Below are 26042 nucleotides of genomic sequence, written 5' to 3'. Positions count from 1 at the left end.
AGGAGCCCGTCGACGGCCTCCTTGTCACCGTGCAACACGTTGAACACGCCATCCGGCAGACCCGCCTCCTTGAACAGGGCGGCGAGCCAGTTCGCTGCCGACGGGTCTTTCTCGCTCGGCTTCAGCACCACCGTGTTCCCCGCTGCGATCGCGATCGGGAAGAACCACATCGGCACCATGGCCGGGAAGTTGAACGGGCTGATGATGCCCACCACACCCAACGGCTGCTTCGTCGAGTACACGTCCACCCCGGTCGACACGTTCTCCGAATACTCACCCTTCAACAGGTGCGGGAACCCCGTCGCCAACTCCACCACTTCCAGGCCACGCGTGATCTCGCCCGCCGCATCCGACAGCACCTTGCCGTGCTCGCTCGTCAGAATCTCCGCGAGCTCGCCCTTGCGCGCGTTCAACAACTCCCGGAACGCGAAGATGATCTGCTGCCGCCGGGCGATGGAGGTGTCACGCCAGGCCGGGAACGCGGCCTTGGCCGCCGCGACCGCCGCATCGATCTCGGCGCCGTTGGCGAGCGCGACGTTCTTCGTCTGGACTCCGCGGGCGGGGTCGTAGACCGGCGCCGTGCGGCCGCTCGTGCTCACGAACGCCTGGCCGCCGATCCAGTGGTTCACCACGGGCAGGGCGTCGGACTCAGTCGGGACGTCGATGACAGGAAGTGCTTCAGACATGGTTCCTACTTCTCTCCTACGAGCTGTTGCAGGCAAGCCTAGATGGTGGCTCTGACGGTTACCACCGTGGCGTGGACGCCGGTGTCGGTGGCCGGTGTCAGACTGTCCGCATGGACGCACTCGCCCCCCTTGTCATCGGTCTCCTGGTCGGAATCGCCCTCGGCGCCGCCACCGTGTGGCTGGTGCTGCGCGCCCGATCCGCCGTGCCCGCGGTCGATGCGGAGATCCAGGCCCGTCTCGAGGCCCAGGTGCTGCAGGCAGACGAGCGGATGCGCGAACTCGCCGAAGAACGCGCCTCGCTGCAGAGCCGGCTGGCCGCATCCGATGCCACCACCACCGCCTTGCGCGAGCAGGGAGTGCTGGCGCGCGAGCAGTTCGACGCGCAGCTCGTCTTCTTCCGTGAGCAGGCGCAGGAGCGTCTGGCCCAGCAGGAGACGCAGTACAAAGACCAGATCGCCACGCAGGAGCATCGGCTCGCCGACTTTCAGGAGCGGCTGCGGGCCATCCAGGCGGCTGAAGCTGCTCGGGTCGAAGAAGACGGCAAGGTGCTCGTGGCCCTCAGCCCCGTGCAGGAGAGCCTGAAGGCGGTGCAGGCGAAGGTCGTCGAGCTCGAGACGCAGCGCCAGCAGCAGTACGGCGAGCTCTCGCAGCAGCTGAAGTCGGCGACCGAGTCAGAAGAGCGTCTGCGGTCGACGGCGGAGTCGTTGGCCTCGGCCCTGCGCTCCAACAGCACCCGCGGCGTCTGGGGCGAGACCCAGCTGCGCAGCGTGGTCGAGGCCGCGGGGCTCATCGAGCGCGTCGACTTCGACGTGCAGACGAGCATCCTGAGCGACTCGGGGGCGGGCCGACCTGACATGGTGGTGCACCTCCCCGGCGGCAAGAACATCGCGGTCGACGCGAAGGTGCCGTTCGACGCCTACCTCGAGGCGAGTGCCATCTCGTCATCGGCGACAGGCCTCGAGGGTGAGCACCGCACGCAGCTGATGAAGAAGCACGTGAAGGCCCTGCGCGACCACATCTCGGCGCTCGGCACGAAGGGCTACTGGAACGGGCTGGAAGCCTCCCCCGACCTCGTCATCGCCTTCATCCCGAGCGAGTCGCTGGTGTCCAGCGCTCTCGAGGCCGACCCCTCGATCATGGAGTTCGCCTTCGGCAAGAAGGTCGCGCTGGCGTCGCCGGTGACCCTGTGGTCGGTGCTCAAGACGGTGGCGTTCAGCTGGCAGCAGGAGGTGCTCACCGAAGACGCCCGCAAGCTCTTCGACCTGAGCAAGGAGCTCTACACGCGCCTCGGCAAGACGGCGCAGCACATCGAGAAGCTTGGCAACACGATCGAGCGTTCCGTGAAGGACTACAACGCCTTCATCGGCTCGCTCGAGCGCCAGGTGTACCCCACCGCCCGCAAGCTGGCGGCTCTCAACAGCGAGAACCTCTTTCCCGAGCGCCCCGCGATCGAGGAGGCGCCGCGCGAGATCACGGGCCGCGAACTCCTGGCCGAACTCGAGTCCCCCACCCCCGCGATCGTGCTCTCGTCCGACGCAGCCGTCGCCGATGCTCCCGACATGAGCGCGCAGCCCGCCGCCGATCGCGAGGCCGACCAGGGTGGCACGGATGCCCGCACCGCCGCCCCCGCGTCCGCCCACGACGCCGAGGCGGCCGATGGCACTGCCGGGACACCCGGTGACACTGCCGAGGCCCCCGATGGCGAAGCCGAGGAGTCCGACGAGGAGCGAGTCGCCGAGGTCGAACGCACCGTGGCCGAACTCGACGCCCTGGGCAGCGGTGCGGCCCTCCGCGACGCCCTCTTCCTCGAGGGCGAACACGACCGAGTCATCGAAGTCGAGTTCGACCTCGACGACAAGTCCGGCACCACCGACCGCTAGCCCCCGGTCGCCGACGACCCCACGCCCACCGACTGCCGCCACCACCCGGCTGGACGGCCACCGTCGGGCCCCCGACAGCAATCCACGATTCCCGTCACCGTCAACACCGGCCCACCGACCGCGATCCACCACCCGCGTCATCAACGACTTAGGCCCACAGACCGCAATCCACCACCCCAAGCACCGACGACCCGGGCCCGCAGACCGCAAACACCCACCCCAAGCACCGACGATCCAGGTCCGCAGACCCCTATCACCCACCCCAGTTATCAACGTCTCGGGACACAGACCGCAATCACCCACCGACGTCGGCAACAAAGGTCAGACCGCCAGCCTGACACAGAGGCGAGGCGACCTCGATGATGCCTGCCCCATCCCCGCGCGGCGACGCGACGTAGAACACGAGCCGGCGGGGCGGCGGGTTTTGCCTCCCGCCGCCTTTGAGCTCCGCTCAACCCCTAGGCGGGAGGTGAAACCCGCCGCCCCGCCGGCGCCAGCGAGAAACTACGCCCGCGCCACCGAGAAGACGCGAACTACAACCACTTGGACACGAGGTGGTCGGCCTCGATGCGCCGAATCGTTCCCGAGTGCGACCGCAACACGATCGACTCCGTGCGGATGATCGGGCCGAGGCGCTTGACCCCGGCCACCAGGCCGCCGTCGGTCACGCCCGTCGCCACGAAGAAGGTGTTGTCGCCCGCAACCAGGTCGTCGGCCTCGAAGAGCTTGTCGATGTCGAGCCCGGCGTCGATGCCCTTCTGTCGCTCGTCGTCGTCCTTCGGCGCGAGCCTGGTCTGGATGAAGCCGCCGAGCGCCTTGATGGCGCACGCGGTCGCAACGCCCTCCGGGCTGCCGCCGATCCCGACGCACATGTCGATGCGGGTTCCGTAGCGAGCCGCGTTGATGCCGCCGGCGACGTCACCGTCGAGCATGAGTCGGGTGCCGGCGCCGGCGGCCCGGATGTCCTCGATCAACTGCTGGTGCCGCGGACGGTCGAGCACGGCGACGCGGATGTCACCGACATCCTTCCCCTTCGCCTTCGCCAGCGCGCGGATGTTGTCGCCGATGGGCCGGTCGATGTCGATGACGCCGATGCCGTCGGCATCCGTCACGATCTTGTTCATGTAGAACACCGAGGAGGCGTCGAGCATGGTGCCGCGGTCGGAGGCGGCCAGCATCGAGATGGCGTTCTGGCGGCCGGCGGCGGTGAGCGAGGTGCCGTCGATCGGGTCGACCGCGATGTCGCAGGCGGGGCCGCGGCCGGTGCCGACGTGCTCGCCGTTGAAGAGCATCGGCGCCTTGTCCTTCTCACCCTCGCCGATGACGATCACGCCGTCGAAGTCGACCGTGCCGAGGAATTTGCGCATGGCGTCGACCGCTGCGCCGTCGGCTGCGTTCTTGTCGCCCTTGCCGATGAACGGCTGCGCTCGGATCGCCGCGGCTTCGGTGGCCCGCACCAGCTCCAGCGCGAGGTTGCGATCCGGGTGTTCGTAGAGGTGTCCGCTGTCCGTCATTGGCCCGTCCTTTCGAGGGATTCCAGCCTATCGGCCCCGTTCCGCCCTCGCGGGCCTCGCTAGACTCGGAGGGACACGGCACCGGCCGGCGCGCAGCTGAACGCGCCCACCAAAGGAGATGACATGCCCATTGCAACCCCCGACCAGTATGCAGAGATGCTCGACAAGGCGAAGTCCAAAGGCTTCGCCTACCCCGCGGTCAACGTCTCCTCGTCGCAGACGCTGAACGCGGTTCTGCAGGGACTGGCCGAGGCGGAGTCGGACGGCATCATCCAGGTCACCACCGGCGGCGCCGACTACTTCGCCGGCCAGACCGTCAAGGCCCGCGCCACCGGCGCCCTCGCTTTCGCCGCGTTCGCCCACCAGGTGGCGAAGAACTATCCGATCACGGTCGCACTGCACACCGACCACTGCCCGCAGCCGGCACTCGCCGACTTCGTGCTGCCGCTCATCGCCGCCTCCGAAGAAGAGGTGAAGGCCGGTCGCAACCCCATCTTCCAGTCGCACATGTGGGATGGCTCGGCCATTCCGCTCGACGAGAACCTGAAGATCGCCGAAGACATGCTGAAGCGCACCAAGGCGATCAACGCCATCCTCGAGGTCGAGATCGGCGTCGTCGGCGGCGAAGAAGACGGCGTCAGCCACGACATCAACGAGCACCTCTACACGACGCTCGACGACGCGATCAAGACCGTCGACGCCCTCGGCCTCGGCGAGCAGGGGCGCTACATGGCAGCCCTCACCTTCGGCAACGTGCACGGCGTCTACAAGCCCGGCAATGTCAAGCTCAAGCCGGAGCTGCTCAAGGAGATCCAGGACGGCCTGCAGGCCAAGTTCGGCACCGGCCCGAAGCCGCTCGACCTCGTGTTCCACGGCGGTTCCGGCTCGTCCGACGCCGAGATCGCCGAGGCCGTGGCCAACGGCGTCATCAAGATGAACATCGACACCGACACCCAGTACGCCTTCACCCGCTCAATCGCCGGCACGATGTTCACCAACTACGACGGTGTTCTGAAGGTCGACGGCGAGGTCGGCAACAAGAAGGTCTACGACCCGCGCGCCTGGGGCAAGATCGCGGAGACGGCCATGGCCGCCCGCGTCGTCGAAGCCACCCAGCAGCTCGGCTCCGCCGGGCACTCGGGGAAGTAAGCGTCCAGGAGCAGATCGCGTGACCGACGAGCGACCGAAGCCGAAGTACGGAGAGCTGGCCCCCGAGGGCTGGGTCTGGAAGCCGCCGCAGGAGGCGGTTCCGGATGCGGACGAGTCCGCATCCCCCACTTCGGCGACGGCGCCGTCGGCACCCGCGACGGCAGCGCGTGCTGCGGGAGGCCCGGCAGCACCGGGAACTCCCGCAGCACCGCGCCCCATCGCGACCGGCGACCTGATCGTCACCTCGGTGCTGCTCGTGATCGGTCTCATCACGACGATCAACAGCATCTCGAGTCTTCTCGAGCTGCCGACGATCATCCAGCAGGTGCTCGACATCCAGAAACTCGACGTCACCTACACCGCCACCACGGCGGCGAGTCTGCTCGGAACGATCGGCGCGGTCGTGCTCGCGCTCATCTACGCGGCTGCCGTCTGGCTCTCGGTGAAGGCACTGCGGGCACGGCGGCGCGCCTACTTCATCCCGATCGCGTGCGCCATCCTCAGTTTCATGGCGCTCTTCTTCGTGCTGATGCTGGCGTTCTTCGCCGACGGCGCGCTGATCAACGCGATCGTCGAGACCCAAGGCGGCTAAGCGCCTCAGGCCCCTGTGGGATCAGCCGCGGTGGCGGCCGCCCAAGGCGCGGGTGTCCTTCTTGCCGGCGGTGTCGCGGCGCAGTTCCTTGGGGAGCGAGAACACCAGGTCTTCTTCGGCCGTCTGCACGGTCTCGATGTCGCCGTAACCGGCGCCGGCGAGGTCGTCGAGCAGTTCCTGCACGAGCACCTCGGGAACGGATGCACCGGAGGTCACACCCACGGTCTGCACCCCGTCGAGCCACTCCTGCTTCACCTCGTGCGCGTAGTCGACGCGGTAGGCCGCCTTCGCGCCGTACTCCAGCGCCACCTCGACCAGGCGCACCGAGTTGGAGGAGTTGGCAGAACCCACCACGATCACGAGATCGGCATCCTGAGCCACCTTCTTGATGGCGACCTGCCGGTTCTGGGTGGCGTAGCAGATGTCGTCGCTCGGCGGGTCTTGCAGGTTCGGGAACTTCTCGCGCAACCGGCGCACCGTCTCCATCGTCTCGTCGACCGAGAGCGTGGTCTGCGAGAGCCAGACCACCTTGTCGGGGTCTTTCACCTCGATGTCGGCGACCGCATCCGGGCTGCCGACCAGGGTGATGTGTTCGGGAGCCTCACCGGCCGTGCCCTCGACCTCTTCGTGGCCCTCATGGCCGATCAGCAGGATCTCGAAGTCGTCGCGCGCGAAGCGCACGGCCTCGCGGTGCACCTTCGTGACGAGCGGGCAGGTGGCGTCGATGGCCTGCAGGCCCCGATCGGATGCGCCCTGCACGACGGCGGGAGACACTCCGTGCGCCGAGAACACGACGTGCGCGCCTTCCGGCACCTCGTCGATCTCGTCGACGAAGATCGCGCCGCGCTTCTCGAGCGTCGTGACGACGTGCACGTTGTGCACGATCTGCTTGCGCACGTAGACGGGAGCGCCGTAGTGCTCGAGCGCTTTCTCGACCGCGACCACGGCCCGATCCACTCCTGCACAATAGCCGCGAGGGGCTGCGAGCAGCACACGCTTGGCACCGGGCACGGGGTTATCCTTTAGCCTGTTCCGTGTGCCGGGAATCCTCGGCATCGGGAGGCTGATGGTCGCATTGCTCACTCCCCGAGTCTACTTCGATCGATCTGTGCAACGGCCTGAAGGAGAGAACGCCCTGTGACCGACGCCCCCACCTTCGTCTCCGGGCCGCCCACGGCGGACAACCCGTGGCCGGTCGGCGAGTTGGCACAGAAGATCCGCGGCTACATCGAGCGACTCGGCACCGCGTGGATCGAGGGCGAGATCACCCAATGGGGTGTCTCGGGCGGCAACGTCTACGGCAAGCTCAAAGACCTCGAGGGCGACGCGACGATCGGGTTCACCATCTGGTCGTCGGTGAAGGCCCGCATCCCCGCCGACCTCAAGCAGGGCGATCGCGTGATCGCTCTGATCAAGCCGAACTACTGGGTGCGCGGCGGCACTCTCACCATGCAGGTGTTCGAGATGCGGCACGTCGGGCTCGGCGACCTGCTCGAGCGGCTGGAACGCCTGCGCGCCCAGCTCGCCTCCGAGGGTCTGTTCGATGCATCGCGAAAGAAGCCGCTGCCGTTCTTGCCTGGCGGTGTCGGTCTCATCACGGGCAAAGACAGCGACGCCGAGAAAGACGTGTTGCGGAACGCCCAGCTGCGCTGGCCGTCGGTGCGATTCCGGGTGGTTCACGCCACCGTGCAGGGCGACCGCACCGCGCGCGAAGTGGTGTCCGCCATCGAACTGCTCGACGCCGACCCCGAGATCGACGTGATCATCGTGGCGCGCGGCGGCGGCGACTTCCAGAATCTGCTGGGGTTCAGCGACGAATCGGTGGTACGCGCCGCGGCCGCCGCGACGACCCCCATCGTGAGCGCGATCGGGCACGAGGCCGATCGGCCCCTGCTCGACTCGGTCGCGGATCTGCGCGCCTCGACGCCGACGGATGCGGCGAAGCGCGTCGTGCCCGACGTCTCGGAGGAGCTCGCGCGCGTCGACCAGGCGCGCACGCGCATCCGGAGCCGGATCTCGGCCTTCGTGTCGCGCGAGGTCGAGCGGGTGGAGCAGATCCGCAGTCGTCCGGCGCTCTCGACACCCACCTGGATCATCGACTCCCGGTCGGAAGAGCTCACGCGATTCGTGGCCCGTGGCGACGAACTCGTCACCCGGGTCATCGAGCGAGAGAGCAACACCGTGCGCGAACTGGCCGGGCACCTGCGGGCGTTGTCGCCGCAGCGCACCCTCGACCGTGGATATTCCATCGTGCAGGGCGCCGACGGGCACATCGTGCGCGCCGCCACGGATGCCCCGACGGGCGCCCTTCTCACCATCACCGTCGCCGACGGCTCACTCGACGCCGTCTCCAGCGGCCCCCGCAGCGATCGATAGGATTGAACCATGGCATCCTCGCCCGCATCCGACGTCCAGGCGTTGAGCTATGAAGAGGCCCGCGATGAGCTCATCCGGGTGGTTTCCGAGCTCGAGCAGGGCTCCGCCACGCTCGAGCAGTCGCTCTCGCTGTGGGAACGCGGCGAAGCTCTGGCCTCCCGGTGCGAGGAATGGCTGATCGGGGCCAAGGAACGGCTCGACGCCGCCCGCGGCTCGGCGAGCGAGTAGGGCTCCGGATGGCGAAGAGCGCGAGCGGAACGAGCGGCGGGCGACCGATCGTCGCGGAGCTCGGCCGGCCCGAGACACCCGAGGAGACGGCTGCCCGCAAGGCCGAGCAGTCACGGCTCTACCGCGACCGCAAGACGTTGCAGAACCTGCTCTACGCGCTGCTGGTGTGCGTGGGTCTGGTGGCCGTGATCGTCTTCCTCGTGCCACGCAGCGAAGGCTCGTTGCTGCAAGCCGTCGACTACCAGAAGGTCGCCGCCGACGCACAGCCCTCGATGCCGATCGCCTTGGCCGTGCCGGAGTTGCCCGAGGGCTGGACGTCGAACGCCGCTGAGATCCGCACCTCGACGGGCGACGACATCGTGTCGTGGTACATCGGCCTGCTCACACCCGGCAACGACTACATCGGCATCACGCAGGCGCTCGATGCGAATCCGAGCTGGCTGAACGACCAGGTGGCGAAGGGGCGCGCCTCCGACGTCGTCTCGATCGGCGGCGTCGACTGGGATGTCTACGACAACCGCAGCACGGGTGCTGACGTCGGCAACGCGGCGTACGCGCTCACCACGGAGTCGGGCCGCGCCACCTATGTGGTGTTCGGCACGGCCGATCCTGCCGACATCGAGACGGTGGCGGCGGCTCTCGCCCACAACGTGCGCGAACAGGCGAACGGGGCCAGCGGCACGGGCCTCACCGGCGGCACAGACGGCACGGCTCCGGCCGGCGACGGAGAGAAGTGATGGCGAACATTCCTGCCTCCGGGTCCGATCCGGAATCCGCGACAGAGCCCACGACACCGTCGCGCGTCTGGGCCACCATGGTGCGCGGCAACGAGCGGTTCATCGCCGGCACTCCGAAGCATCCGCGTCAAGACGTCGAGACCCGCGCCGAGCTCGCACACCTCCAGACTCCGCGAGCCGCACTGCTCGGCTGCTCGGATTCGCGACTCGCCGCCGAGATCATCTTCGACCTGGGGCTCGGCGACCTGTTCGTCGTGCGCAATGCCGGGCAGATCGTCTCCGAATCGGCGGTCGGAAGCCTGGAGTATGCGGTGGAGGTGCTCGGCGTCGCCCTCGTGGTCGTGCTCGCGCACGACTCCTGCGGTGCGGTGCGCGCCGCGATCGACTCGCAGCTGCCCGACGCCGCCCCGCTGCCGGGCCACATCAAGACGCTGGTCGACCGCATCGTGCCGGCCATCGATCATGTCTCCACCGAGCGCTCGCCTGACGGCACCTTGCTCACTGTGCCGGATGCGGCCGAGGTGGGTCGAGCCCACCTGCGCGACACCGTTCGCCAGCTCTTGGAGTCCTCCGAGATCATCACGGCGGCAGTGGCAGACGGTAGATTGGCAGTGGTCGGTGCGAACTACCGACTGGCTGAGGGCCGCGCCGTCGCCGACATCGCCATCGGCGAGATCTGACCCCCGGCCGCAACCGGGCTGAACCCCGAACTCCGAACAACGCCGCTGCTCCGCGCCGCCGGCAGAAACGAAAGGACGACCACACAGTGGTGGACAACGCCCAGGACATCGAGTACCGCATCGAGCACGACACCATGGGTGAGGTCAGGGTGCCGGCGTCGGCGCTGTACGGCGCGCAGACCCAGCGTGCGGTGGAGAACTTCCCCGTCTCGGGAGACGTGCTCGAGCCCGCGCAGATCGCCGCTCTCGCCCGCATCAAGAAGGCTGCGGCCATCGCCAATGCGCAACTCGGCGTGCTCGACACCGGGATCGCCGACGCGATCGCCGCCGCCGCCGACCGCGTGGTCTCGGGCGAGTTCGACAAGGACTTCCCGATCGACGTCTACCAGACCGGCAGCGGCACCTCCTCGAACATGAACATGAACGAGGTGCTCTCCTCCCTCGCGTCGACCGCCCTCGGCTCGCTCGTGCACCCGAACGACCACGTCAACGCCTCGCAGTCGTCGAACGACGTCTTCCCCACCTCGGTGCACGTCGCGGTGACGAGCGCTCTGATCCACGACCTGATCCCCTCGCTCGAGCACCTCGCCGAGGCTCTCGAGTCGAAGGCGGTGCTCTGGGCCAACGCGGTGAAGTCAGGCCGCACCCACTTGATGGATGCGACGCCCGTCACCCTCGGCCAGGAGTTCGGGGGCTACGCCATGCAGATCCGCCTCGGCATCGAGCGGGTGCAGTCGGCGCTCCCCCGCGTCGCCGAGGTTCCGCTCGGCGGAACTGCCGTGGGCACCGGCATCAACACCCCGGCCGGGTTCCCGCAGCTCGTGATCAAGCTGCTCGCCGAAGAGACGGGGCTGCCGATCACCGAGGCTCGCGACCACTTCGAGGCGCAGGGCGCGCGCGATTCCCTGGTCGAGGCATCCGGAGCACTCCGTGTGCTCGCGGTCTCGCTCACGAAGATCTGCAACGACCTCCGCTGGATGGGTTCCGGCCCGAACACCGGCATCGGCGAGCTGCACATCCCCGACCTCCAGCCGGGCTCCTCGATCATGCCGGGCAAGGTCAACCCCGTCATCCCCGAAGCCGTGCTGCAGGTCTGCTCGCGGGTGATCGGCAACGACGCCTCGATCGCCTGGTCGGGGGCATCCGGAGCCTTCGAACTGAACGTGGCCATCCCCGTGATGGGGACGGCGCTGCTCGAGTCGATCCGCCTGCTCTCGAACTCGGCGGTGCTGCTGGCCGACAAGACCGTCGCCGGACTCGAGGCCAACCTCGAGCGCGCCCGCGCGCTGGCCGAGTCGTCGCCGTCGATCGTGACGCCGCTGAACCGCATCATCGGCTACGAGGCGGCGGCCAAAATCGCCAAGCACTCCGTGGCGAAGGGCATCACCGTGCGCGAGGCCGTCATCGACCTCGGCTTCGTAGAGCGCGGCGAGGTCACCCTGGAGCAGCTCGACTCCGCGCTCGACGTCCTCTCCATGACCCGCCCCCCGGCCGCCAAGTAGCCCTCCCTCTCCCGCCGGCTCCCCCGCCCGCCCGCGGGTTCCGGTTCGCTTCGGGAGGGCGAGGTCGCTTCGGGAGGACCCTCCGTCCTCCCGAACGGCGATCCCGGTCCGGAGCCCTCCCGAACAACGGCCCCCTCCCGGGGCGTCCGCCGACCCGCATCCTGGGCCGCCCTCCGGCGACCTGCCGAGGCATCCGTCGGACGGCCGCCTGACGCAGGCGCCCAGCTCACGAGGCGACGAACGCCGCCAGCGCACCGAACCAGAACCCGCCTAGAAGCGGCGGTCCGAGCGGGATGCGAAGGCCGGCGAGCTGCTCTCCCGCCAGGGCTCGGGCGCCCACGGCCGCGCCGGCCAGCACGGCAGTGGCGGCCGCCGCCGCGGGCAGGATTCGCGCATCCGTCACCGCCGCGACCCCGGTGAGCAACAAGCCGAGTTTCACGTCGCCCATCCCCACCCCACCCCAAGCCCAGCCCACGCCGAACACGACGACGGCCGCCCCGGCGGCCGCGAGCGGCCCGAGCACCGCAGGCGGATCACGCATCCCCACACCCGCCAGCGCCCAGGACAGCAGCACCAGCCCCGGCACCACGACCGTATTCGGCAGACGATGCGTTCGCGCATCCGTCACAGCCAAGGGCGCACTGACGGCGGCGAGGTAGAGCAGCGGCACGAGCGCGAAGGTCGACATGGCGCCGACACTAACCGAGCCGCTAATCGCGTCTCGGGTATCCGACACGTCTGTGCACAAGTGCGCGACCCGCGGGTGCTGTGCACACACGTCGATCCGTCAGTTCGTGCCGCAATTCCGGTCGGAAAGCGGCACGAACTGACGGATCGACGAGGTGGAGCGGATGCGTCAGAACCAGTGTGGCTCGAACCGAGCGCTAGGCCAGTTCGTTCGACTCCAGCATCTCGGTGACGAGGGCCGCGATCGCCGAGCGCTCCGAGCGGGTGAGCGTGATGTGCCCGAAGAGCGCGTGCCCCTTCAGGGTCTCAATGACGCTCGCGACACCGTCGTGCCGACCCACCCGCAGGTTGTCGCGCTGCGCCACGTCGTGCGTGAGCACCACCCGTGAGTTCTGACCGATGCGCGAGAGCACCGTGAGCAGCACGTTGCGCTCGAGCGATTGCGCCTCGTCGACGATCACGAAGGCGTCGTGCAGCGAGCGCCCGCGGATGTGGGTCAGCGGCAGCACCTCGAGGATGCCCCGGTCGATCACCTCGTCGAGCACGTTCTGCGACACCAGAGAGCCGAGCGTGTCGAACACCGCCTGCGCCCAGGGGTTCATCTTCTCCGCCGCGTCTCCGGGCAGGAAGCCGAGCTCCTGGCCACCCACCGCGTAGAGCGGCCGGAACACCATGATCTTCTTGTGCTGCTGCTTCTCGAGCACGGCCTCGAGACCGGCACAGAGGGCCAGAGCGGACTTCCCCGTACCGGCTCGACCCCCCAGCGACACGATTCCGACCTCCGGATCGAGCAGCATGTCGATCGCGACGCGCTGCTCCGCCGAACGGCCGTGCAGGCCGAAGACGTCGCGGTCGCCGCGCACCAGCTGGAACGAGTCCTTGCCCGTCACGCGCCCGAGAGCCGATCCGCGATCGGAGTGGATGACGAGACCCGTGTTCACCGGCAGGTCGCGCACCAGCGGCGTGGAGAGCGTCTCCTCGTCGTAGAGCCGCGACATCGCATCCGAACCGAGCGTGATGTCGGCCAGCCCCGTCCATCCGGAGTCCACCGCCAACTCGGCCCGGTACTCCTCGGCCGCGAGACCGATCGACGCCGCCTTGACGCGCAGCGGGAGGTCTTTCGACACCACCGTGACGGCGTAGCCCTCATTGGCGAGGTTCATCGCCACAGCCAGGATGCGCGTGTCGTTGTCGCCGAGCTGGAGACCGGAGGGCAGCACCGACATGTTCGAGTGATTGAGCTCGACCCGGAGCGAGCCACCCTCGGTGCCGACCGCGATCGGGAAGTCGAGACGCTCGTGCTGAACGCGCAGCTCGTCGAGGTTGCGGAGGGCCTGCCGGGCGAAATACCCGATCTCGGGGTCGTTGCGTTTGGACTCGAGCTCCGTGATGACGATCACCGGAAGAACGACGGCGTGCTCGGCGAACCGGAAGATGGCCTTCGGGTCGGACAGAAGAACCGAGGTGTCCAAGACATAGGTCACCTCGGTCGTCGATGTCGTACTCGCGGTCTGGGTGGTGCTTCGTGCGTCCTTTCCGGTGCTGGTCCCGCTGGTGTCTTGAGTCATGGGCTCGGCCACATCCACTCCAACCCCGAGCGCGCGGCGCTCGGTTCAGTAGGCGATCAGGCCACAGTCAGAGAGTCGAAACGTACTTATGTGGCCGTCTCGATCAGGCGCCATGCCTGATGTGTCCGACGCTACGACTGTCGGAGCCCGAGCGGGTTACGACACGCAGCCGAAGAGATTAACTTCGTGTTACACGGCTGTAATTCGTGACGCGCGTGATGAGCGTGGCCGAAGAGGTGGGCACGAAGGTGAAAGCCGCGGGCCGCGCTCAGACGACCCAGGGTGAGGCCGAGGCCGAGGCCGCGTCAGCGACCTCAGCCGAACATGTCGCCTCGCGCCGCAGAAGCGGCGGCGCGAGCAATAAGGGCCCGCCCAGCCGAAGGCCGGGCGAGCCCGAAAAGGTGGCGAGGCGGTACCCGGATATCACGCGCCCAAGACCCGTCGGCACCCGCGTCAGCTGCCGAAACGCCTCTGCCGACGCGAGTAGTCGCGCAGGGCGCGGAGGAAGTCAACCTCACGCACGTCCGGCCCCAGGGCCTCCATGAAGTAGAACTCGCTGTGCGCCGACTGCCAGAGCATGAAGTCGCTCAGCCGCTGCTCGCCCGAGGTGCGGATGACCAGGTCGGGATCGGGTTGCCCACCGGTGTAGAGGTGCTCCGCGATGAGTTCCTGGTCGATGGCCGCCTCGAGTTCGTCGAGTCCATGACCGAGCGCCCGATGCTTCTGGATGATGCTGCGCACGGCGTCTTCGATCTCCGAGCGGCCGCCATAGCCGATCGCGAGGTTCACGTGCATGCCCGGGTTCGTCGCAGTGCGGGCCTCCGCGCCGTCCAGGGCGGCGATCAGGGGTTCCGGCAGACCGACATCCGTTCCGACGTGCTTGACGCGCCAGTCTCGATAGCGCGAGATGTCGTCGGCGAGGTCGGCGATGATCTCGATCAGCTCGCCGAGCTCCTCCCCCGAGCGGTTCTTCAGGTTGTCGGTGGAGAGCAGGTAGAGCGTCACCACCTCGATGCCGAGGTCATCGCACCACACCAGGAATTCGAGGAACTTCGCGGCCCCCGCCCGGTGCCCGTGCGCCGCGGTCTCGAGCGACCGCTGCTTCGCCCAACGGCGGTTGCCGTCGAGGATCATCGCCACGTGCTTCGGCAGCACCGCCTCATCGAGATGCTTACGGATGCGCCGCTGGTAGAGACGGTAGAGCAACCCCTTCCCGACCCTCTGCTGGCGATTCGACACATCGATACGCTACTCGCTCGCGGCGCGGTCCACCTCCACGGAGGCCGAGTACGGGGCGTCCGGCCTCTCAGCGGCCGCCCTGCGGAGCTGGCGTAGTCTGGCCTCATGGCCGCGCCCGAATCCCCCGCCCCCGCCGACCCCGGGCGCCAGCCGGGCGCTCACCCCGGTCCTGAGACGCGCGCGAACCAGCTCGCCGGAACGACGGATGCCGCGGCTCGAGCCGCTGCGGCGAACGACTCCCCGGCCGACGGCGGCCCCGACCTGCCCAACATCCCGCTGCTCGACGACGTCATCGAGCATCCGGCCGCCGACCTCAAGCCCACCTGGCGCGGGTGGATCCACGCCGGCACGTTCCCCTTCACCATCGCCATGGGAATCGTGCTCATCTCGGTGGCCCAGGGCGCACCGGCGAAGTGGGCCGGCGCGGTCTTCATGCTCACCTCGATGCTGCTGTTCGGCAACTCGGCGCTCTACCATCGCTTCAACTGGAAGCCGAAGACCAAGCTGCTGCTGAAGCGCATCGACCACGCGAACATCTTCCTCCTGATCGCCGGCACCTACACGCCGATCGCCGTGCTCGCCCTGCCCCCGGAGAAGGGGGTGCTGCTGCTCAGCCTGGTCTGGGCGGGCGCGCTGCTCGGCATCGGGTTCCGGGTGTTCTGGATCCACGCGCCCCGCTGGCTCTACGTCATCCTCTACCTGGCGCTCGGCTGGGCCGCCGTGATGTACCTGGTCGACATCTTCCAAGCCAATCCCGCTTCGATGGTGCTGGTCATCGTCGGCGGTCTCGCCTACACGCTCGGTGCCGTCGCCTACGGCCTCAAGCGCCCGAACCCGTTCCCGGGGCGCTTCGGGTTCCACGAGATCTTCCACACCCTGACCGTCGTGGCGTTCCTCTGCCACTGGACCGCCATCCTGCTGCTCGCCGTCAACCCGCCGTTCAACGGCTAGCGACCGGCGGGGTCGGTTCCGCTCCCGGCACCCTCGGGGCCGGAATCGCCCTCGACGGCGTTCTTCGCGGCGAGCTCCGCCTCGAGTTCCTGCCGCACCTGATCGCGGTAGTTCACGCGGCGCACGCGGCGCACCATGTCGATGATGAGCAGCACGGTGACGATCGCCACGAGGAAGGTGACGATGAACCCGATGATGCCCGGCGTGACGGTGTCGGGATCGGGTGTGACGGCATCGTCCGCGAGAACGGAGCCGGCGAGCGACAGCACGGCGCCGATCATTCGGAGTCCTCGATCCCGTCGAAGAGGTCGGTCTCCGGGGACGGCACGGCGACCTTCGAGTCCGCCAGCTGGAAGTCCTCATAGGGCCAGGCGCGCTGCTGCACGTCATTCGGCCAGAAGAAGAAGGGGTGGTCGGGCGCGACCTGACTGGCGTGAGCACGCAGAGCGGTGTCGCGCACGTCGAAGAAACCGCCCGAGGGGATGCTGATGGTCGCGAGGTACGGGCGGTCCTGCATCCAGCCGCGCATCTCGGTGAGCGACGCGAGGAAGGGGTTCTCCGGGTCTTCGGACTCCAACAACTCGTAGACGGCCTGGAACCGTTTGGGGTTCATGATGCGGTCGTAGTAGAGCTTCGAGATCTGCCAGGCCGGCCCCGCGTCGGCGTAGGCGGATGCGTCGGCAGCCGCCTCGTAGGCCAGCGCCGAAATCTCGTGGCAGCGGATGTGGTCGGCGTGCGGGTAGCCGCCGGCCTCGTCGTAGGTGATGAGAACGTGCGGCCGGTACTCGCGGATCAGCTTCACCAGGGGTGCCGCCGAGGTGGCGACCGGGATGGCGCCGAAGGAGTTCACGGGCACCGGGTCGCCCGATCCGGGCTCCTGATATCCGGAGTCGGCATAGCCCAGCCAGCGGTGCTGGAAGCCCACGGCGGCCTGCGCGGCCGCCATCTCCACCCGGCGGAGGCCCGCCATGTCGCGCTCGGCCCAGACGCGGGGCTCGAGCCCTTCGTTGAGGATCGACCCGCGCTCACCGCCCGTGCAGCTGACCACCATCACGTCGACTCCGCGGTCGAGGTAATAAGCGTAGGTGGCGGCGCCTTTGCTCGACTCGTCGTCGGGGTGGGCGTGCACGGCCATGAGGCGCAACGTCAGCGGTCTCAACTCCTCAGGAATAGCAATTAGCCTGGTACCAAGCCACCACCAAGACTAATTGTTTTCCCCCAGGAGTATGCGCGTGAGCACCGACGACGAGATGCAGCCAGTCGCGCCGGCGGCACCTCCGGAGTCGGCAGCGATGCAGCAGCGCTACGGCCGCACCCCTGGCCGCAGATTGCGCGGCCGACTGATCGCGTGGCTCACCGGGGCCGGGGTCGCCGTGGTGGTGACGGTCTGGGTGGTCTGGGCAGGACTCGACGGCAGCTCGGCCACGATCGACACACAGGACACCGCACACACCGTGATCGACTCACGCAGTGTCGAGGTGGAGTTCGACGTCACCATCCCGCGCGGGTCCACCGCCAGCTGCGCGGTGCAGGCGCTCAGTGAGAAGTTCGCGGTGGTGGGCTGGAAGATCATCGACGTGCCCGCATCCGATCAGGCCACCCGCTCGTTCTCGGAGACCGTCAGAACCAGTGAACTCGCGTCGACGGGTTTGATTTACGACTGCTGGCTCACATAGTCTTTCTTGATCGTCCGGGCCGGATCGGCTCGGGCGAACGCATGCTCAAGGGAGTATTTCGATGGCTGAAGACACTCAGATCACCTGGCTCACCCAGGAGGCCTACGACCGCCTGTCGAACGAGCTCGAACAGCTGAGCGGCCCCGCCCGCATCGAGATCGCCAAGCGCATCGAGATGGCGCGCGAAGAGGGCGACCTCAAGGAGAACGGCGGCTACCACGCCGCCAAAGACGAGCAGGGCAAGATCGAGGCGCGCATCCGTCAGCTCACGCAGCTGCTGCGCACGGCCGAGGTCGGCGAGACGCCGGAGAGCCACGGCGTGGTCGAGCCCGGCGTGGTCGTGACGGCGCTGGTCGCGGGCGGCGAGGAGCGCTTCCTGCTCGGCAGCCGCGAGATCGCGGGCAATGCGGATCTCGACGTCTACAGCGAGCAGAGCCCACTCGGTTCGGCGATCATCGGCCTGAAGATCGGCGAGACCACCACCTACACGGCCCCCAACGGCCGCGACATCACGGTCGAGGTCACGAACGTCGAGACCTTCGAGGGCTGACCCCCTTCCCTCTCCCCTCTCCCCTCTTCGCGACCCGCCAAAAAACGCCCTGAACCGGAAGGTTCAAGGGCGTTTTTTGGCGGGTCGCGAGGGGTTTACTGCTCGACGCGGAGTTCGAAGCCCGCGTCGCGGAGCTTCGCAATGACCTGGTCGCGGTGGTCGGGGCCGCGGGTCTCGATGTGCAGTTCCAGTTCCACCTGGCTGATCTGCAGTCCTTTGCCGTGCCGGGTGTGCTGCACCTCGACGACGTTCGCGTTCGCCTCGGCGACGAGTTCGGCCGTGCGCGCGAGCTGACCCGGGCGGTCGGGCAGCATGATCCGCAGTTTCAGATAGCGATCGGATGCCGCGAGACCGTGGCTGATCACGCGCTGCATGAGCAACGGGTCGATGTTGCCACCGGAGAGCACGACGACGGTCTTGCCGGTGTCGTGCACCTGACCCGACAGGATCGCGGCGACTCCCGCAGCGCCCGCGGGCTCGACGACCTGCTTCGCCCGTTCCAGCAGCACCAGCAGGGCTCGGGCGATGTCGGCCTCGGAGACGGTGACCACCTCGTCGACCAGCTCGCGGATGATCTCGAAGTTGAGGATGCCCGGCTTCGACACGTGGATTCCGTCGGCGATGGTGGGGCTCGTGGTGATCTGGGTCGGCTCCCCCGCTGCCAGAGACGGCGGGTAGGCGGCCGCGTTCGCCGCCTGCACGCCGATCACGCGCACGGTGCGCCCCTCGGCCGCCGCGCGCTGCTTGACCGCGCTGGCGATGCCGGCGATGAGACCGCCGCCGCCGATCGACACGACGAAGGTGTCCGCATCCGGGACCTGGTCGAGCATCTCGAGGCCGAGCGTGCCCTGACCGGTGACGACGTCGATGTGATCGAAGGGCGGGATGATGACGGCCCCGGTCGCCTGCGAGAACTCGGCCGCCGCGCGCATGGCCTCTTCCACCGAGTGGCCGCGCAGAATGACGTCGGCCCCGTAGCTCCGGGTTGCCTGCAGTTTCGGCAGCGGAACGCCGATCGGCATGAAGATGGTGGCCTTGATGCCGAGCTCCCGCGCCGCGAAGGCGACGCCCTGGGCGTGGTTGCCCGCGGAGGCGGCCACCACCCCGGCCGCCTTCTCGGTGTCGCTCAGCGACGAGATGCGGTTGTAGGCGCCGCGGATCTTGTACGACCCGGTGCGCTGCAGGTTCTCGCACTTCAGGAACACCGGCGAACCGACGATCTCGGCGAGGTAGCGGGAGCTCTCCATGGGCGTGACCTGCGCGGCCTTCGCCACGCGGGCGCGCGCGTTCTCGATGTCGGACAACGTGGGGCCCGCGAAAGTGGTGTCGGACTCAGACATTCAGGGGAGGTTCCTTACGGCTCAGTAGGGTCGGGTCACGCCAGGTTCCCCCGGCGATGTAGTTGATCATGACGTTGAGGGTGGCGACGACCGGCACCGCGAAGAAGGCGCCGGCGATTCCGGCGATCATCGAACCGCCCGCCACCGCCAGCACCACCGCGAGCGGATGCACGCGCACCGCCGTGCCCATCACGAGCGGCTGCAGCACGTGGCCTTCGATCTGCTGCACCAGCAGCACGACGCCGAGCATGATGAGCGCGATGACGGGACCGTTGTAGACCAGGGCGATGAACACGGCCACGGCACCCGTGACGACGGCGCCGATGATCGGGATGAAGGAGCCGAGGAACACCAGCACGGCGATGGGGATCGCGAGCGGAACCTGGAGGATGAACGCGCCCAGCCCGATGCCGACCGCGTCGATCGAGGCCACGAGGATCTGCACCTTCACGAAGCTCTGCAGCGTGTTCCAGCCCGCCTTGCCCGCGCCGTCGGTAGCTGCCCGGGCCCGCCGCGGGAACAGCCGCACGATCCACGACCAGATGCGCGCGCCGTCGATGAGGATGAACAGGGTCGAGAAGAGGGTGAGCAGAACGCCGGTGAGGATGTGACCCACACTCGAGCCGACGGCCGCCGCGCCCGAGAGCAGGGCCGCGCTGTCCTGCTGGATCGCGGCCCAGGCCTGAGCCACGTAGGCGTTGAAGTCGGCCTCCGACACCTGCAGCGGCGAGTTCGCGAGGAACGTCTTGAGGTCGTTGTAGGAGTTCATCGACTGGGTGCGCAGATCGTCGAACCCGGAGGTCACCTGTGTGACCACCAGAAAGACGAGCCCCGTCACCACGACGATGGTGCCGAGCTCCGCGGCGGCGATCGCCGCCCAGCGCGGCCACCTGTGCCGCACCAGGAAGTTCTTGAACGGCACCAGCAGTGCCGCGAGCACCACGGCGATCAGGAGCGGGATGATGAGCAGTCGCAGCTGGATGATGAGGAAGACCAGAACGCCCAGCACCGCCAGCACGACGAGGATGCGCCACGACCAGGCGCCGGCGATGCGCATGCCGAGCGGCACCGAGTCGTCGCCCGAGCGACCGCGCGACGAGGAGCCGGATGCGGACCCCGGCCCGGCGAGGACCGTCTTGCGCCGCGTCAGCCTTTTCCTGGGCGTCGGCTCCGTGTCTGACATGAGCCAAGTCTAGGAGCGGATGTATGCACCCGCCCGCATGCGCTCGAGACTCCCAGCCCGCGCGCTCAGGACTCCCAGGGCTTTGCAGTCACCGGGGCCGGGTCGAACTCGAGATGGAGCCGCGAGTCGATCTCCGGCACGAAGCCGGCGGGGTGCTGCACCGAGATCACGGTGCCGTCTTCGAGCGCCACCGCGGTGCGCCGGAACGAGCCGAGGAAGCTGGTCGAGACGACGTCCACTGGAACCCCGGAGGAGGCGAAGCGGATGTCCTCCGGCCGCACGAACACGATGACGTCGCCGTCGGTGATGGTCGTGTCCAGCAGCGGCAGCCGCACGCCGCAGAGCTCCGCCCAGCCCGCCTTCGCGGTGGCCCGCAGTCGGTTGCTCAGCCCCACGAACTCGGCCACGAAGGGCGACGCCGCCCGGGCGTAGAGGTCTTCGGGCGGGCCGATCTGCTCGATCGTGCCGGCGCGCATCACGGCCACCCGGTCGGCGACGGCGAGTGCCTCCTCCTGGTCGTGGGTGACGAAGAGCGTCGTGATGCCGAAGTCCTGCTGGATGCGCCGGATCTCGTCGCGCAGCTGCACCCGCACCCGCGCATCCAGGGCCGAGAGCGGTTCGTCGAGGAGCAGCACCCGGGGCTCGGTCACCAGGGCACGCGCGAGCGCCACGCGCTGCTGCTGGCCGCCGGACAGTTCGTGGGCGTAGCGGGCGCCGAAGGAGCCGAGGCCCACCATCTCGAGCGCGTTCCCCGCGCGGAGGCGACGCTCGTCGCCGTCGACCTTGCGCATCCGGAGCCCGAACTCGACGTTGGCGAGCGCGGTCATGTGCGGGAAGAGCGAGTACGACTGGAACACCATGCCGATGTCGCGCTTGCGGGCGGGCAGGTGCGAGACATCCGTGTCGTCGATGAGCACGGTGCCGCTGGTGGCCACCTCGAGGCCCGCCAACACGCGGAGGGCGGTGGTCTTGCCGCAGCCGCTCGGGCCGAGCAGGGCCACGAACTCGCCGGGTTCGATCACCAGATCGATGCCGTCGAGGCCGCGGTGACCGCCGGTGAACTCCTTGACGATGCCCCGGAGTTCCACCTGGGACCCGGGTGAGCGTTCCGCGACCGGCAGGGGTTGCGGGCGGGAGATCGAGAGCGTCATGCGACTGCTTTCTCTGAAGGGGTGGGCAGGGGGCGGCGGCCGCGGCGACCTCGTCGCCCGCCGCCGGACGGGGTGCCGCCGATGCGGCCGATGGCGATCAGCAGCACGAAGGCGAACACCAGGGCGAGCAGAGCGAAGATCACGGCCACGAAGGGGTCGGCCTTGTTCACGACCACGAGGGCCGTCTGCAGGTTCACCCGGTTCAGCAGCGCCGCGATCGTGAACTCGCCGAGCACCACGGCCACCGAGATGAAGGAGGCCGCGAGCAGTCCGCGCCGGATGTTCGGCACCACCACCCGGAACAGGATGGTGAGCCAGCCGGCGCCGAGCGACCGCGCCGCCTCGCTCAGGGTGACCACGTCGACCGCCACCAGGTTGGTCTGGATCGACCGGAAAGCGTACGGCAGCACGATGACGCCGTAGGCGAAGGCGAGCGTCCACACCCCGCTGCCGAACATCCGGGCGATCACGGAATAGACCGGCGCCAGGCCCACCACGAGAACGATGGCCGGGATGGTGATCGGGATCAGGCAGACGAATTCCAGCACCCGCTGCAGCTTCGGGAACCGGATGCGCACGAGCACCATGGTGGGCACGAGCAGCACCAGCATCACCACGACGGTCACCACGGCGAGCAGCAGCGAGTTGCCGAGTCCGGTGAAGATCGGCTTGTACTCGTTGCCGAGTCCGCCGCCGAAGACGGCCGCCCAGCGGCTGAAGTCGTAGCCGCCACCGAGTCCCTTGCGGAGGGTGAACTCGATCATCGCCGCGATCGGCACGAGGAAGAGCAGACCGATGACGCCCACGATGATCCAGCGGGCGCGCCGCGACGGGCCGGGATGCACGTCTTCCATCAGCCGGCTCATCGCTGCCACCGCGCAGCCCGCCGCATCAGCACCGAGTAGATCGACATCACCACGATCATCACCACGATCATCCCGAGGGCCAACGACCCGGCGAGGTTCTCCTGGCCGAGCACGGTCTCGCTGGTGAGCGCACCGCGGATCTGCAGCGGCACGATCTGCGAGCCCTGGCTGGTGAGGGCGGCGGCGGTGGCGAAGGAGGAGAACGCGTTCGCGAACAGCAGCAGCAGGCATCCGAAGAACGACGGCAGCAAGACCGGAACGCCGACGTGGCGCCAGTAGCTGAGCGTGCTGCCGCCGAGCATCGCGTTCGCCTCGGCCCATTGCGGCTTGAGGCTCTCGAGCGCCGGCGAGAAGGTGATGATCATGAGCGGCACCTGGAAGTAGATGTAGGGCAGGATGAGGCCCGGCGTGTCGTAGAGCCAGACGCCGTTCGCGAAGATGTCGATGCCCAGGCTGTCGCGGAGGAACACCGTGATCATGCCCTGGATGCCGATGGTCGCCACGAAGGCGAAGGCGAGCATGACGCCGCCGAACTGCGCGAGCACGCCGCTGGCCGCATCGACGACGGAGCGGAGTACGCCCGTGGGCTTCGCGCCGATCAGGGCGTAACAGAACAGCGCACCGAGCAGGGCGCCGATCACGGCGGTGAGCGCGGAGAGCCAGAGCGAGTTGCCGAAGGCGTTCAGCACCACCGGATTGCCGAGGGCGATGAGGTTGGAGAGGGTGAAGCCGCCGTCGCCGTCGAGGAACCCCGTCACCAGGGCGATGACGGTCGGCAGGCCCAGGAAGAGCAGCACGTAGGCGGCGAACGGCACGAGGCCGAGCGCGCTCGTGGGGAAGCGCACCCGGCGCGCTGCCCGTGGGGAGGCAGGGACGACCGGTGAGGTGATCGTGGCTGTCATCGGTCGTCCCTGTCTGCTGCGTCCTACTGGACGGCAGCGGCCCACTTCTCGCCGAGGAGGGCGGATGCGGCCTCGGCCTGGTCGGCATCGGGCACGACGGTGTCGCCGTCGACCGCGGGCAGAGCCGAGAAGAGCTCCTTGTCGATGGTTCCGGCCTCGGCCATGGCGTCGGCGCGCACCGGGCGGGCACCGCCGGCGAGCCACAGGTTCTGGGCGTCGTCGCTGTAGAGGAACTCCTGCCAGAGGCGCGCGGCCGCCGGGTGCGGCGCATCCTTGTTCACGGCCTGGTTGTAGTAGCCCGCGTAGCCGTCACCGGGGAGGATGGTGACCTTCCAGTTGCGCTGGCCGTCGAGGTCCTTGCCGTAGCCGACGTTGAGGTAGTCCCAGTCGAAGACGACGGGGGTCTCGCCGCTCGCGATGGTCGCGGGGGTCGGGTCGATCTTCACGAAGTTGCCGGCCTTGTTCAGCTCGGAGAAGAAGTCGATGCCGGGCTGGAAGTCGTCGACCGATCCGCCGTTCTGCACGGCGGCCATGCCGACGGCGGCGAAGGCCGCACCGGCCTGGGTCGGGTCGCCGTTGATGGCCACCTTGCCCTTGTAGTCGGCGCCGAGCAGGTCGTCGAGGCTGGTGGGCTCCGGAACCGCGTCGGGGTCGTAGCCGATCGCCATGTATCCGCCGTAGTCGCCGACCCAGAGGCCCGACTGCTCCTTCAGGGCGTCGGGGATGTCGGCCCAGGTCGCCACCTGGTAAGGCGCGAACTGGTCGGTGTTGGCGAGTGCGACGGCAGCGCCCACGTCGAAGACGTCGGGCGCGGTGTCCTGGCCGGCGAGGTTCTGCGCGGCCTGGATCTCCTCAGCGCTCGAAGCATCCGGAGTCGCCTCGTTGATCGTGATCTCGGGGTACTTCTCGGCGAAGGCGTCGAGCACGGCGCCGTAGTTGGCCCAATCGCGAGGCAGGGCGATGACGTTCAAGGCGCCTTCGGCCTTGGCCGCCTCTTCGAGGCCCGAGAGGCCGCCGAAAGCGTCGAGGTTCGTGGCGGTGGCGGCGTCGGTTCCGTTTCCGTCACCGGTCGCGGTGGCGCTGGCCGAGCATCCGGTGAGTCCGAGGGCGAGGGCTGCGGCGACGGCGACGCCGGCGAGCGCGATGCGCTTCGTGAACAAGTGGTCCTCCATGGTGACGGCCCCAGGCCGCCCGCGCTGTGTACGGGCTGTTCTCTGCCGGGAAGGGCCGACGTCTTGGAGGCTAGGGTCACGAGTGGTCGGGGGGTCGTCTGGGCGCCGTCGTCGTTCTGAACCGGTGATGAACGGCAGATGACGCTGTCGCCGGGGGCGTCGGGACCGGATGTCCGACGCTGTCGGTAGGGTCGTATCCGATGGTCGAGACGATTTCACCCGCACTGGCGCGCCGCGTCGCCCTGGCCGCGCAGGGGTTCGGTGCGCCCCGCGTCGCACAGCCGGGCACCCGGCAGTTCGGCCTCCTGCTGCGGCGGCTGGGATTGCTGCAGATCGATTCGGTGAACGTGTACGAACGAAGCCACTACCAGCCGGTCTTCGCGCGCTTGGGCGGCTACGACAAGGCCCTGCTCGACAAGCTCACCTACGGGCGCGGGGTCACGGAGTACTGGGCGCACGAGGCATCCTTCCTCCCGATCGAGACGCTGCCCCTGATGGAGTGGCGCAAAGCCGACTACCGCGACTACTACGCGTCGCATCCGGAGTCGTGGGGAGCCTCCAATCCCGAGACGATGGCGTGGCTGCTGGCCGAGCTGGAGGCGAAGGGGCCGTTGCGGGCGAGCGACATCGAGCACGAGTCGAACAAGCGGCAGGGGCCGTGGTGGGGCTGGTCGGACGTGAAGCGCGGGCTCGAGACGATGTTCCGGCAGGGCGACGTCGTGTCGGCGGGGCGCATCCGCTTCGAGCGTGCCTACGCACTGCCCGAGCAGGTGCTGCCTCCTGCGGTGCTGAACACCACGGTGCCGCGAACCGAGGCCGTGAGGGAGCTGGTGTCGATCTCGGCACGCGCGCACGGTATCGGCACGGCGAAAGACCTGGCCGACTACTTCCGGCTGAAGCAGGTGGATGCTCAGCCCGCCATCGACTCGCTCGTGGAGAGCGGTGAGCTGCTGCCGGTGACGGTCGACGGCTGGAACCGTAAGGCCTGGCTGCACCGCGACGCCCGGCTGCCGCGACGTCTTTCGGCCGCTGCCCTCCTGTCACCCTTCGACCCGGTGGTCTGGGAGCGGGATCGGGCGCTGCGCCTGTTCGACTTCCACTACCGCATCGAGATCTACACCCCGCAGCCGAAGCGGGTCTTCGGCTACTACGTGCTCCCGGTGCTGATCGACGACCGCATCCCGGCCCGCGTCGACCTGAAGAGCGACCGGCAAGCCGGTGTGCTCCGCGTGCAGGCCGCCTGGGCGGAGCCGGGTCTCCTGCCCGACGACGTGCCCCGTATCGCACAGCTCCTCCGCGACGCGGCCCGATGGCAGGGGCTTCCCGGCGACGTGGAGGTCATGGCCCGCGGAACCCTGGCAGACGCACTCCGCGCCGAGTTGGCTGCGATCTGACGCACCGATCGCAGACCGC

At 68.5% G+C, this 26042-nt stretch carries 26 protein-coding genes; 12 read left to right on the top strand and 14 right to left on the bottom strand.

Annotation, left to right across the window (positions count from 1 at the left end; translation table 11 throughout):
• The coding region (locus tag BLW00_RS16465; RefSeq protein ID WP_139256748.1) for an aldehyde dehydrogenase family protein at positions 1-686 on the bottom strand (686 nt) is incomplete at its 3' end.
• A 110-nt stretch (positions 687-796) separates the two neighbouring features.
• Here BLW00_RS16465 and rmuC point away from each other — a divergent pair.
• Positions 797-2566 (top strand): DNA recombination protein RmuC, encoded by a 1770-nt coding sequence (gene rmuC, locus BLW00_RS16460; RefSeq protein WP_217634397.1) that lies wholly within the window; start codon positions 797-799, stop codon positions 2564-2566.
• A 533-nt stretch (positions 2567-3099) separates the two neighbouring features.
• Here rmuC and glpX read toward each other — a convergent pair.
• A complete protein-coding gene (gene glpX / locus BLW00_RS16455; protein ID WP_092556049.1) occupies positions 3100-4080 on the bottom strand; it encodes a class II fructose-bisphosphatase in 981 nt (326 codons plus the stop codon).
• 123 nt (positions 4081-4203) lie between these two features.
• On the opposite strand from glpX, the gene fbaA reads away from it, so the two are divergent.
• Both fbaA and BLW00_RS16445 read left to right on the top strand, forming a co-directional pair.
• Positions 4204-5229 (top strand): class II fructose-bisphosphate aldolase, encoded by a 1026-nt coding sequence (gene fbaA, locus BLW00_RS16450; RefSeq protein WP_092556047.1) that lies wholly within the window; start codon positions 4204-4206, stop codon positions 5227-5229.
• A gap of 19 nt (positions 5230-5248) precedes the next feature.
• On the top strand, positions 5249-5821 hold the full coding sequence (locus BLW00_RS16445; RefSeq protein ID WP_092556045.1) for a DUF6264 family protein: 573 nt from the start codon (positions 5249-5251) through the stop codon (positions 5819-5821).
• 21 nt (positions 5822-5842) lie between these two features.
• Here BLW00_RS16445 and BLW00_RS16440 read toward each other — a convergent pair whose 3' ends face one another.
• Positions 5843-6877 carry a 4-hydroxy-3-methylbut-2-enyl diphosphate reductase gene (locus BLW00_RS16440; protein ID WP_092556220.1) on the bottom strand — a complete coding sequence of 345 codons (1035 nt, stop codon included), beginning with the start codon at positions 6875-6877 and terminating at the stop codon, positions 5843-5845.
• A gap of 81 nt (positions 6878-6958) precedes the next feature.
• Between BLW00_RS16440 and xseA the strand changes: the two genes are divergently transcribed.
• The 5 genes from xseA to BLW00_RS16415 all read left to right on the top strand — a co-directional run bounded on the left by xseA (position 6959) and on the right by BLW00_RS16415 (position 11344).
• Positions 6959-8197 carry an exodeoxyribonuclease VII large subunit gene (xseA, locus tag BLW00_RS16435; RefSeq protein WP_092556043.1) on the top strand — a complete coding sequence of 413 codons (1239 nt, stop codon included), beginning with the start codon at positions 6959-6961 and terminating at the stop codon, positions 8195-8197.
• A gap of 9 nt (positions 8198-8206) precedes the next feature.
• Positions 8207-8425, top strand: a complete 219-nt coding sequence (locus tag BLW00_RS16430) for an exodeoxyribonuclease VII small subunit (protein WP_092556041.1) — start codon at positions 8207-8209, stop codon at positions 8423-8425.
• Positions 8426-8433: 8 nt separating this feature from the next.
• Positions 8434-9162 (top strand): DUF4245 domain-containing protein, encoded by a 729-nt coding sequence (locus BLW00_RS16425; RefSeq protein WP_092556039.1) that lies wholly within the window; start codon positions 8434-8436, stop codon positions 9160-9162.
• Positions 9162-9842, top strand: coding sequence for a carbonic anhydrase (locus BLW00_RS16420; protein ID WP_217634396.1), 681 nt, complete (start codon positions 9162-9164; stop codon positions 9840-9842). Before BLW00_RS16425 ends, BLW00_RS16420 begins: the two co-directional genes overlap by 1 nt.
• Positions 9843-9928: 86 nt before the next feature.
• Positions 9929-11344 carry a class II fumarate hydratase gene (locus BLW00_RS16415; protein WP_092556037.1) on the top strand — a complete coding sequence of 472 codons (1416 nt, stop codon included), beginning with the start codon at positions 9929-9931 and terminating at the stop codon, positions 11342-11344.
• Between the two features lie 226 nt (positions 11345-11570).
• Here the strand turns inward: BLW00_RS16415 and BLW00_RS16410 are convergent, their stop codons facing one another.
• From BLW00_RS16410 to BLW00_RS16400, 3 genes are all read right to left on the bottom strand, one after another.
• On the bottom strand, positions 11571-12032 hold the full coding sequence (locus tag BLW00_RS16410) for a prepilin peptidase (protein ID WP_092556035.1): 462 nt from the start codon (positions 12030-12032) through the stop codon (positions 11571-11573).
• A gap of 196 nt (positions 12033-12228) precedes the next feature.
• Positions 12229-13599 carry a PhoH family protein gene (locus tag BLW00_RS16405; RefSeq protein ID WP_092556033.1) on the bottom strand — a complete coding sequence of 457 codons (1371 nt, stop codon included), beginning with the start codon at positions 13597-13599 and terminating at the stop codon, positions 12229-12231.
• A gap of 453 nt (positions 13600-14052) precedes the next feature.
• Positions 14053-14838, bottom strand: coding sequence for an isoprenyl transferase (locus tag BLW00_RS16400; RefSeq protein WP_092556031.1), 786 nt, complete (start codon positions 14836-14838; stop codon positions 14053-14055).
• Positions 14839-14943: 105 nt separating this feature from the next.
• Here BLW00_RS16400 and trhA point away from each other — a divergent pair, with 105 nt between their 5' ends.
• Positions 14944-15789 (top strand): PAQR family membrane homeostasis protein TrhA, encoded by an 846-nt coding sequence (gene trhA / locus BLW00_RS16395; protein WP_092556029.1) that lies wholly within the window; start codon positions 14944-14946, stop codon positions 15787-15789.
• Here the strand turns inward: trhA and BLW00_RS16390 are convergent.
• Positions 15786-16070 (bottom strand): hypothetical protein, encoded by a 285-nt coding sequence (locus BLW00_RS16390; RefSeq protein WP_092556027.1) that lies wholly within the window; start codon positions 16068-16070, stop codon positions 15786-15788. The genes trhA and BLW00_RS16390 overlap by 4 nt on opposite strands.
• Positions 16067-16924: a mycothiol conjugate amidase Mca gene (mca, locus tag BLW00_RS16385; RefSeq protein ID WP_092556025.1), complete on the bottom strand. Its 858-nt coding sequence runs from the start codon at positions 16922-16924 to the stop codon at positions 16067-16069. The genes BLW00_RS16390 and mca overlap by 4 nt, the downstream gene beginning before the upstream one ends.
• Positions 16925-17021: 97 nt before the next feature.
• Here mca and BLW00_RS16380 point away from each other — a divergent pair, with 97 nt between their 5' ends.
• Both BLW00_RS16380 and greA read left to right on the top strand, forming a co-directional pair.
• Positions 17022-17465, top strand: a complete 444-nt coding sequence (locus BLW00_RS16380) for a DUF4307 domain-containing protein (RefSeq protein ID WP_175494321.1) — start codon at positions 17022-17024, stop codon at positions 17463-17465.
• A 61-nt stretch (positions 17466-17526) separates the two neighbouring features.
• Positions 17527-18015: a transcription elongation factor GreA gene (greA, locus tag BLW00_RS16375; protein WP_092556021.1), complete on the top strand. Its 489-nt coding sequence runs from the start codon at positions 17527-17529 to the stop codon at positions 18013-18015.
• Between the two features lie 95 nt (positions 18016-18110).
• Here the strand turns inward: greA and ilvA are convergent, their stop codons facing one another.
• The 6 genes from ilvA to BLW00_RS16345 all read right to left on the bottom strand — a co-directional run bounded on the left by ilvA (position 18111) and on the right by BLW00_RS16345 (position 24617).
• The gene (gene ilvA, locus BLW00_RS16370; protein WP_092556019.1) at positions 18111-19355 is read right to left on the bottom strand and encodes a threonine ammonia-lyase; all 1245 of its coding nucleotides are present in this window, start codon (positions 19353-19355) and stop codon (positions 18111-18113) included.
• Complete coding sequence (locus tag BLW00_RS16365) at positions 19348-20538, bottom strand: AI-2E family transporter (protein WP_092556017.1); 1191 nt, start codon at positions 20536-20538, stop codon at positions 19348-19350. The genes ilvA and BLW00_RS16365 overlap by 8 nt, the downstream gene beginning before the upstream one ends.
• Before the next feature lie 65 nt (positions 20539-20603).
• Positions 20604-21689 (bottom strand): ABC transporter ATP-binding protein, encoded by a 1086-nt coding sequence (locus BLW00_RS16360; protein WP_092556015.1) that lies wholly within the window; start codon positions 21687-21689, stop codon positions 20604-20606.
• A complete protein-coding gene (locus BLW00_RS16355; RefSeq protein ID WP_245741631.1) occupies positions 21686-22555 on the bottom strand; it encodes an ABC transporter permease in 870 nt (289 codons plus the stop codon). Before BLW00_RS16355 ends, BLW00_RS16360 begins: the two co-directional genes overlap by 4 nt.
• Positions 22552-23457, bottom strand: a complete 906-nt coding sequence (locus BLW00_RS16350; RefSeq protein ID WP_092556011.1) for an ABC transporter permease — start codon at positions 23455-23457, stop codon at positions 22552-22554. Before BLW00_RS16350 ends, BLW00_RS16355 begins: the two co-directional genes overlap by 4 nt.
• 23 nt (positions 23458-23480) lie before the next feature.
• Entirely contained in the window at positions 23481-24617 is a 1137-nt protein-coding gene (locus tag BLW00_RS16345; protein WP_245741630.1) for an ABC transporter substrate-binding protein, read from the bottom strand.
• Between the two features lie 212 nt (positions 24618-24829).
• Here BLW00_RS16345 and BLW00_RS16340 point away from each other — a divergent pair, with 212 nt between their 5' ends.
• A complete protein-coding gene (locus BLW00_RS16340) occupies positions 24830-26023 on the top strand; it encodes a winged helix-turn-helix domain-containing protein (RefSeq protein WP_092556007.1) in 1194 nt (397 codons plus the stop codon).
• The last annotated feature ends 19 nt before the right edge of the window (positions 26024-26042 follow it).

Source organism: Herbiconiux ginsengi, from assembly GCF_900107435.1.
GTDB classification, from domain to species: domain Bacteria; phylum Actinomycetota; class Actinomycetes; order Actinomycetales; family Microbacteriaceae; genus Herbiconiux; species Herbiconiux ginsengi.
The sequence above is the reverse complement of the archived record's forward strand: the minus strand, read 5'-3'. Positions and strand labels throughout refer to the sequence as shown.

Coding starts and splice junctions, on each gene's coding strand:
- mca (WP_092556025.1), bottom strand. CDS start 16,924: ATGGCCGTGCACGCCCACCCCGACGACGAGTCGAGCAAAGGCGCCGCC.
- BLW00_RS16410 (WP_092556035.1), bottom strand. CDS start 12,032: ATGTCGACCTTCGCGCTCGTGCCGCTGCTCTACCTCGCCGCCGTCAGT.
- BLW00_RS16350 (WP_092556011.1), bottom strand. CDS start 23,457: ATGACAGCCACGATCACCTCACCGGTCGTCCCTGCCTCCCCACGGGCA.
- BLW00_RS16420 (WP_217634396.1), top strand. CDS start 9,162: ATGGCGAACATTCCTGCCTCCGGGTCCGATCCGGAATCCGCGACAGAG.
- fbaA (WP_092556047.1), top strand. CDS start 4,204: ATGCCCATTGCAACCCCCGACCAGTATGCAGAGATGCTCGACAAGGCG.
- BLW00_RS16340 (WP_092556007.1), top strand. CDS start 24,830: ATGGTCGAGACGATTTCACCCGCACTGGCGCGCCGCGTCGCCCTGGCC.
- glpX (WP_092556049.1), bottom strand. CDS start 4,080: ATGACGGACAGCGGACACCTCTACGAACACCCGGATCGCAACCTCGCG.
- BLW00_RS16365 (WP_092556017.1), bottom strand. CDS start 20,538: ATGTCAGACACGGAGCCGACGCCCAGGAAAAGGCTGACGCGGCGCAAG.
- BLW00_RS16355 (WP_245741631.1), bottom strand. CDS start 22,555: ATGAGCCGGCTGATGGAAGACGTGCATCCCGGCCCGTCGCGGCGCGCC.
- BLW00_RS16405 (WP_092556033.1), bottom strand. CDS start 13,599: ATGACTCAAGACACCAGCGGGACCAGCACCGGAAAGGACGCACGAAGC.
- rmuC (WP_217634397.1), top strand. CDS start 797: ATGGACGCACTCGCCCCCCTTGTCATCGGTCTCCTGGTCGGAATCGCC.
- BLW00_RS16425 (WP_092556039.1), top strand. CDS start 8,434: ATGGCGAAGAGCGCGAGCGGAACGAGCGGCGGGCGACCGATCGTCGCG.
- trhA (WP_092556029.1), top strand. CDS start 14,944: ATGGCCGCGCCCGAATCCCCCGCCCCCGCCGACCCCGGGCGCCAGCCG.
- ilvA (WP_092556019.1), bottom strand. CDS start 19,355: ATGTCTGAGTCCGACACCACTTTCGCGGGCCCCACGTTGTCCGACATC.
- BLW00_RS16390 (WP_092556027.1), bottom strand. CDS start 16,070: ATGATCGGCGCCGTGCTGTCGCTCGCCGGCTCCGTTCTCGCGGACGAT.
- BLW00_RS16430 (WP_092556041.1), top strand. CDS start 8,207: ATGGCATCCTCGCCCGCATCCGACGTCCAGGCGTTGAGCTATGAAGAG.
- BLW00_RS16440 (WP_092556220.1), bottom strand. CDS start 6,877: ATGCCGAGGATTCCCGGCACACGGAACAGGCTAAAGGATAACCCCGTG.
- BLW00_RS16360 (WP_092556015.1), bottom strand. CDS start 21,689: ATGACGCTCTCGATCTCCCGCCCGCAACCCCTGCCGGTCGCGGAACGC.
- greA (WP_092556021.1), top strand. CDS start 17,527: ATGGCTGAAGACACTCAGATCACCTGGCTCACCCAGGAGGCCTACGAC.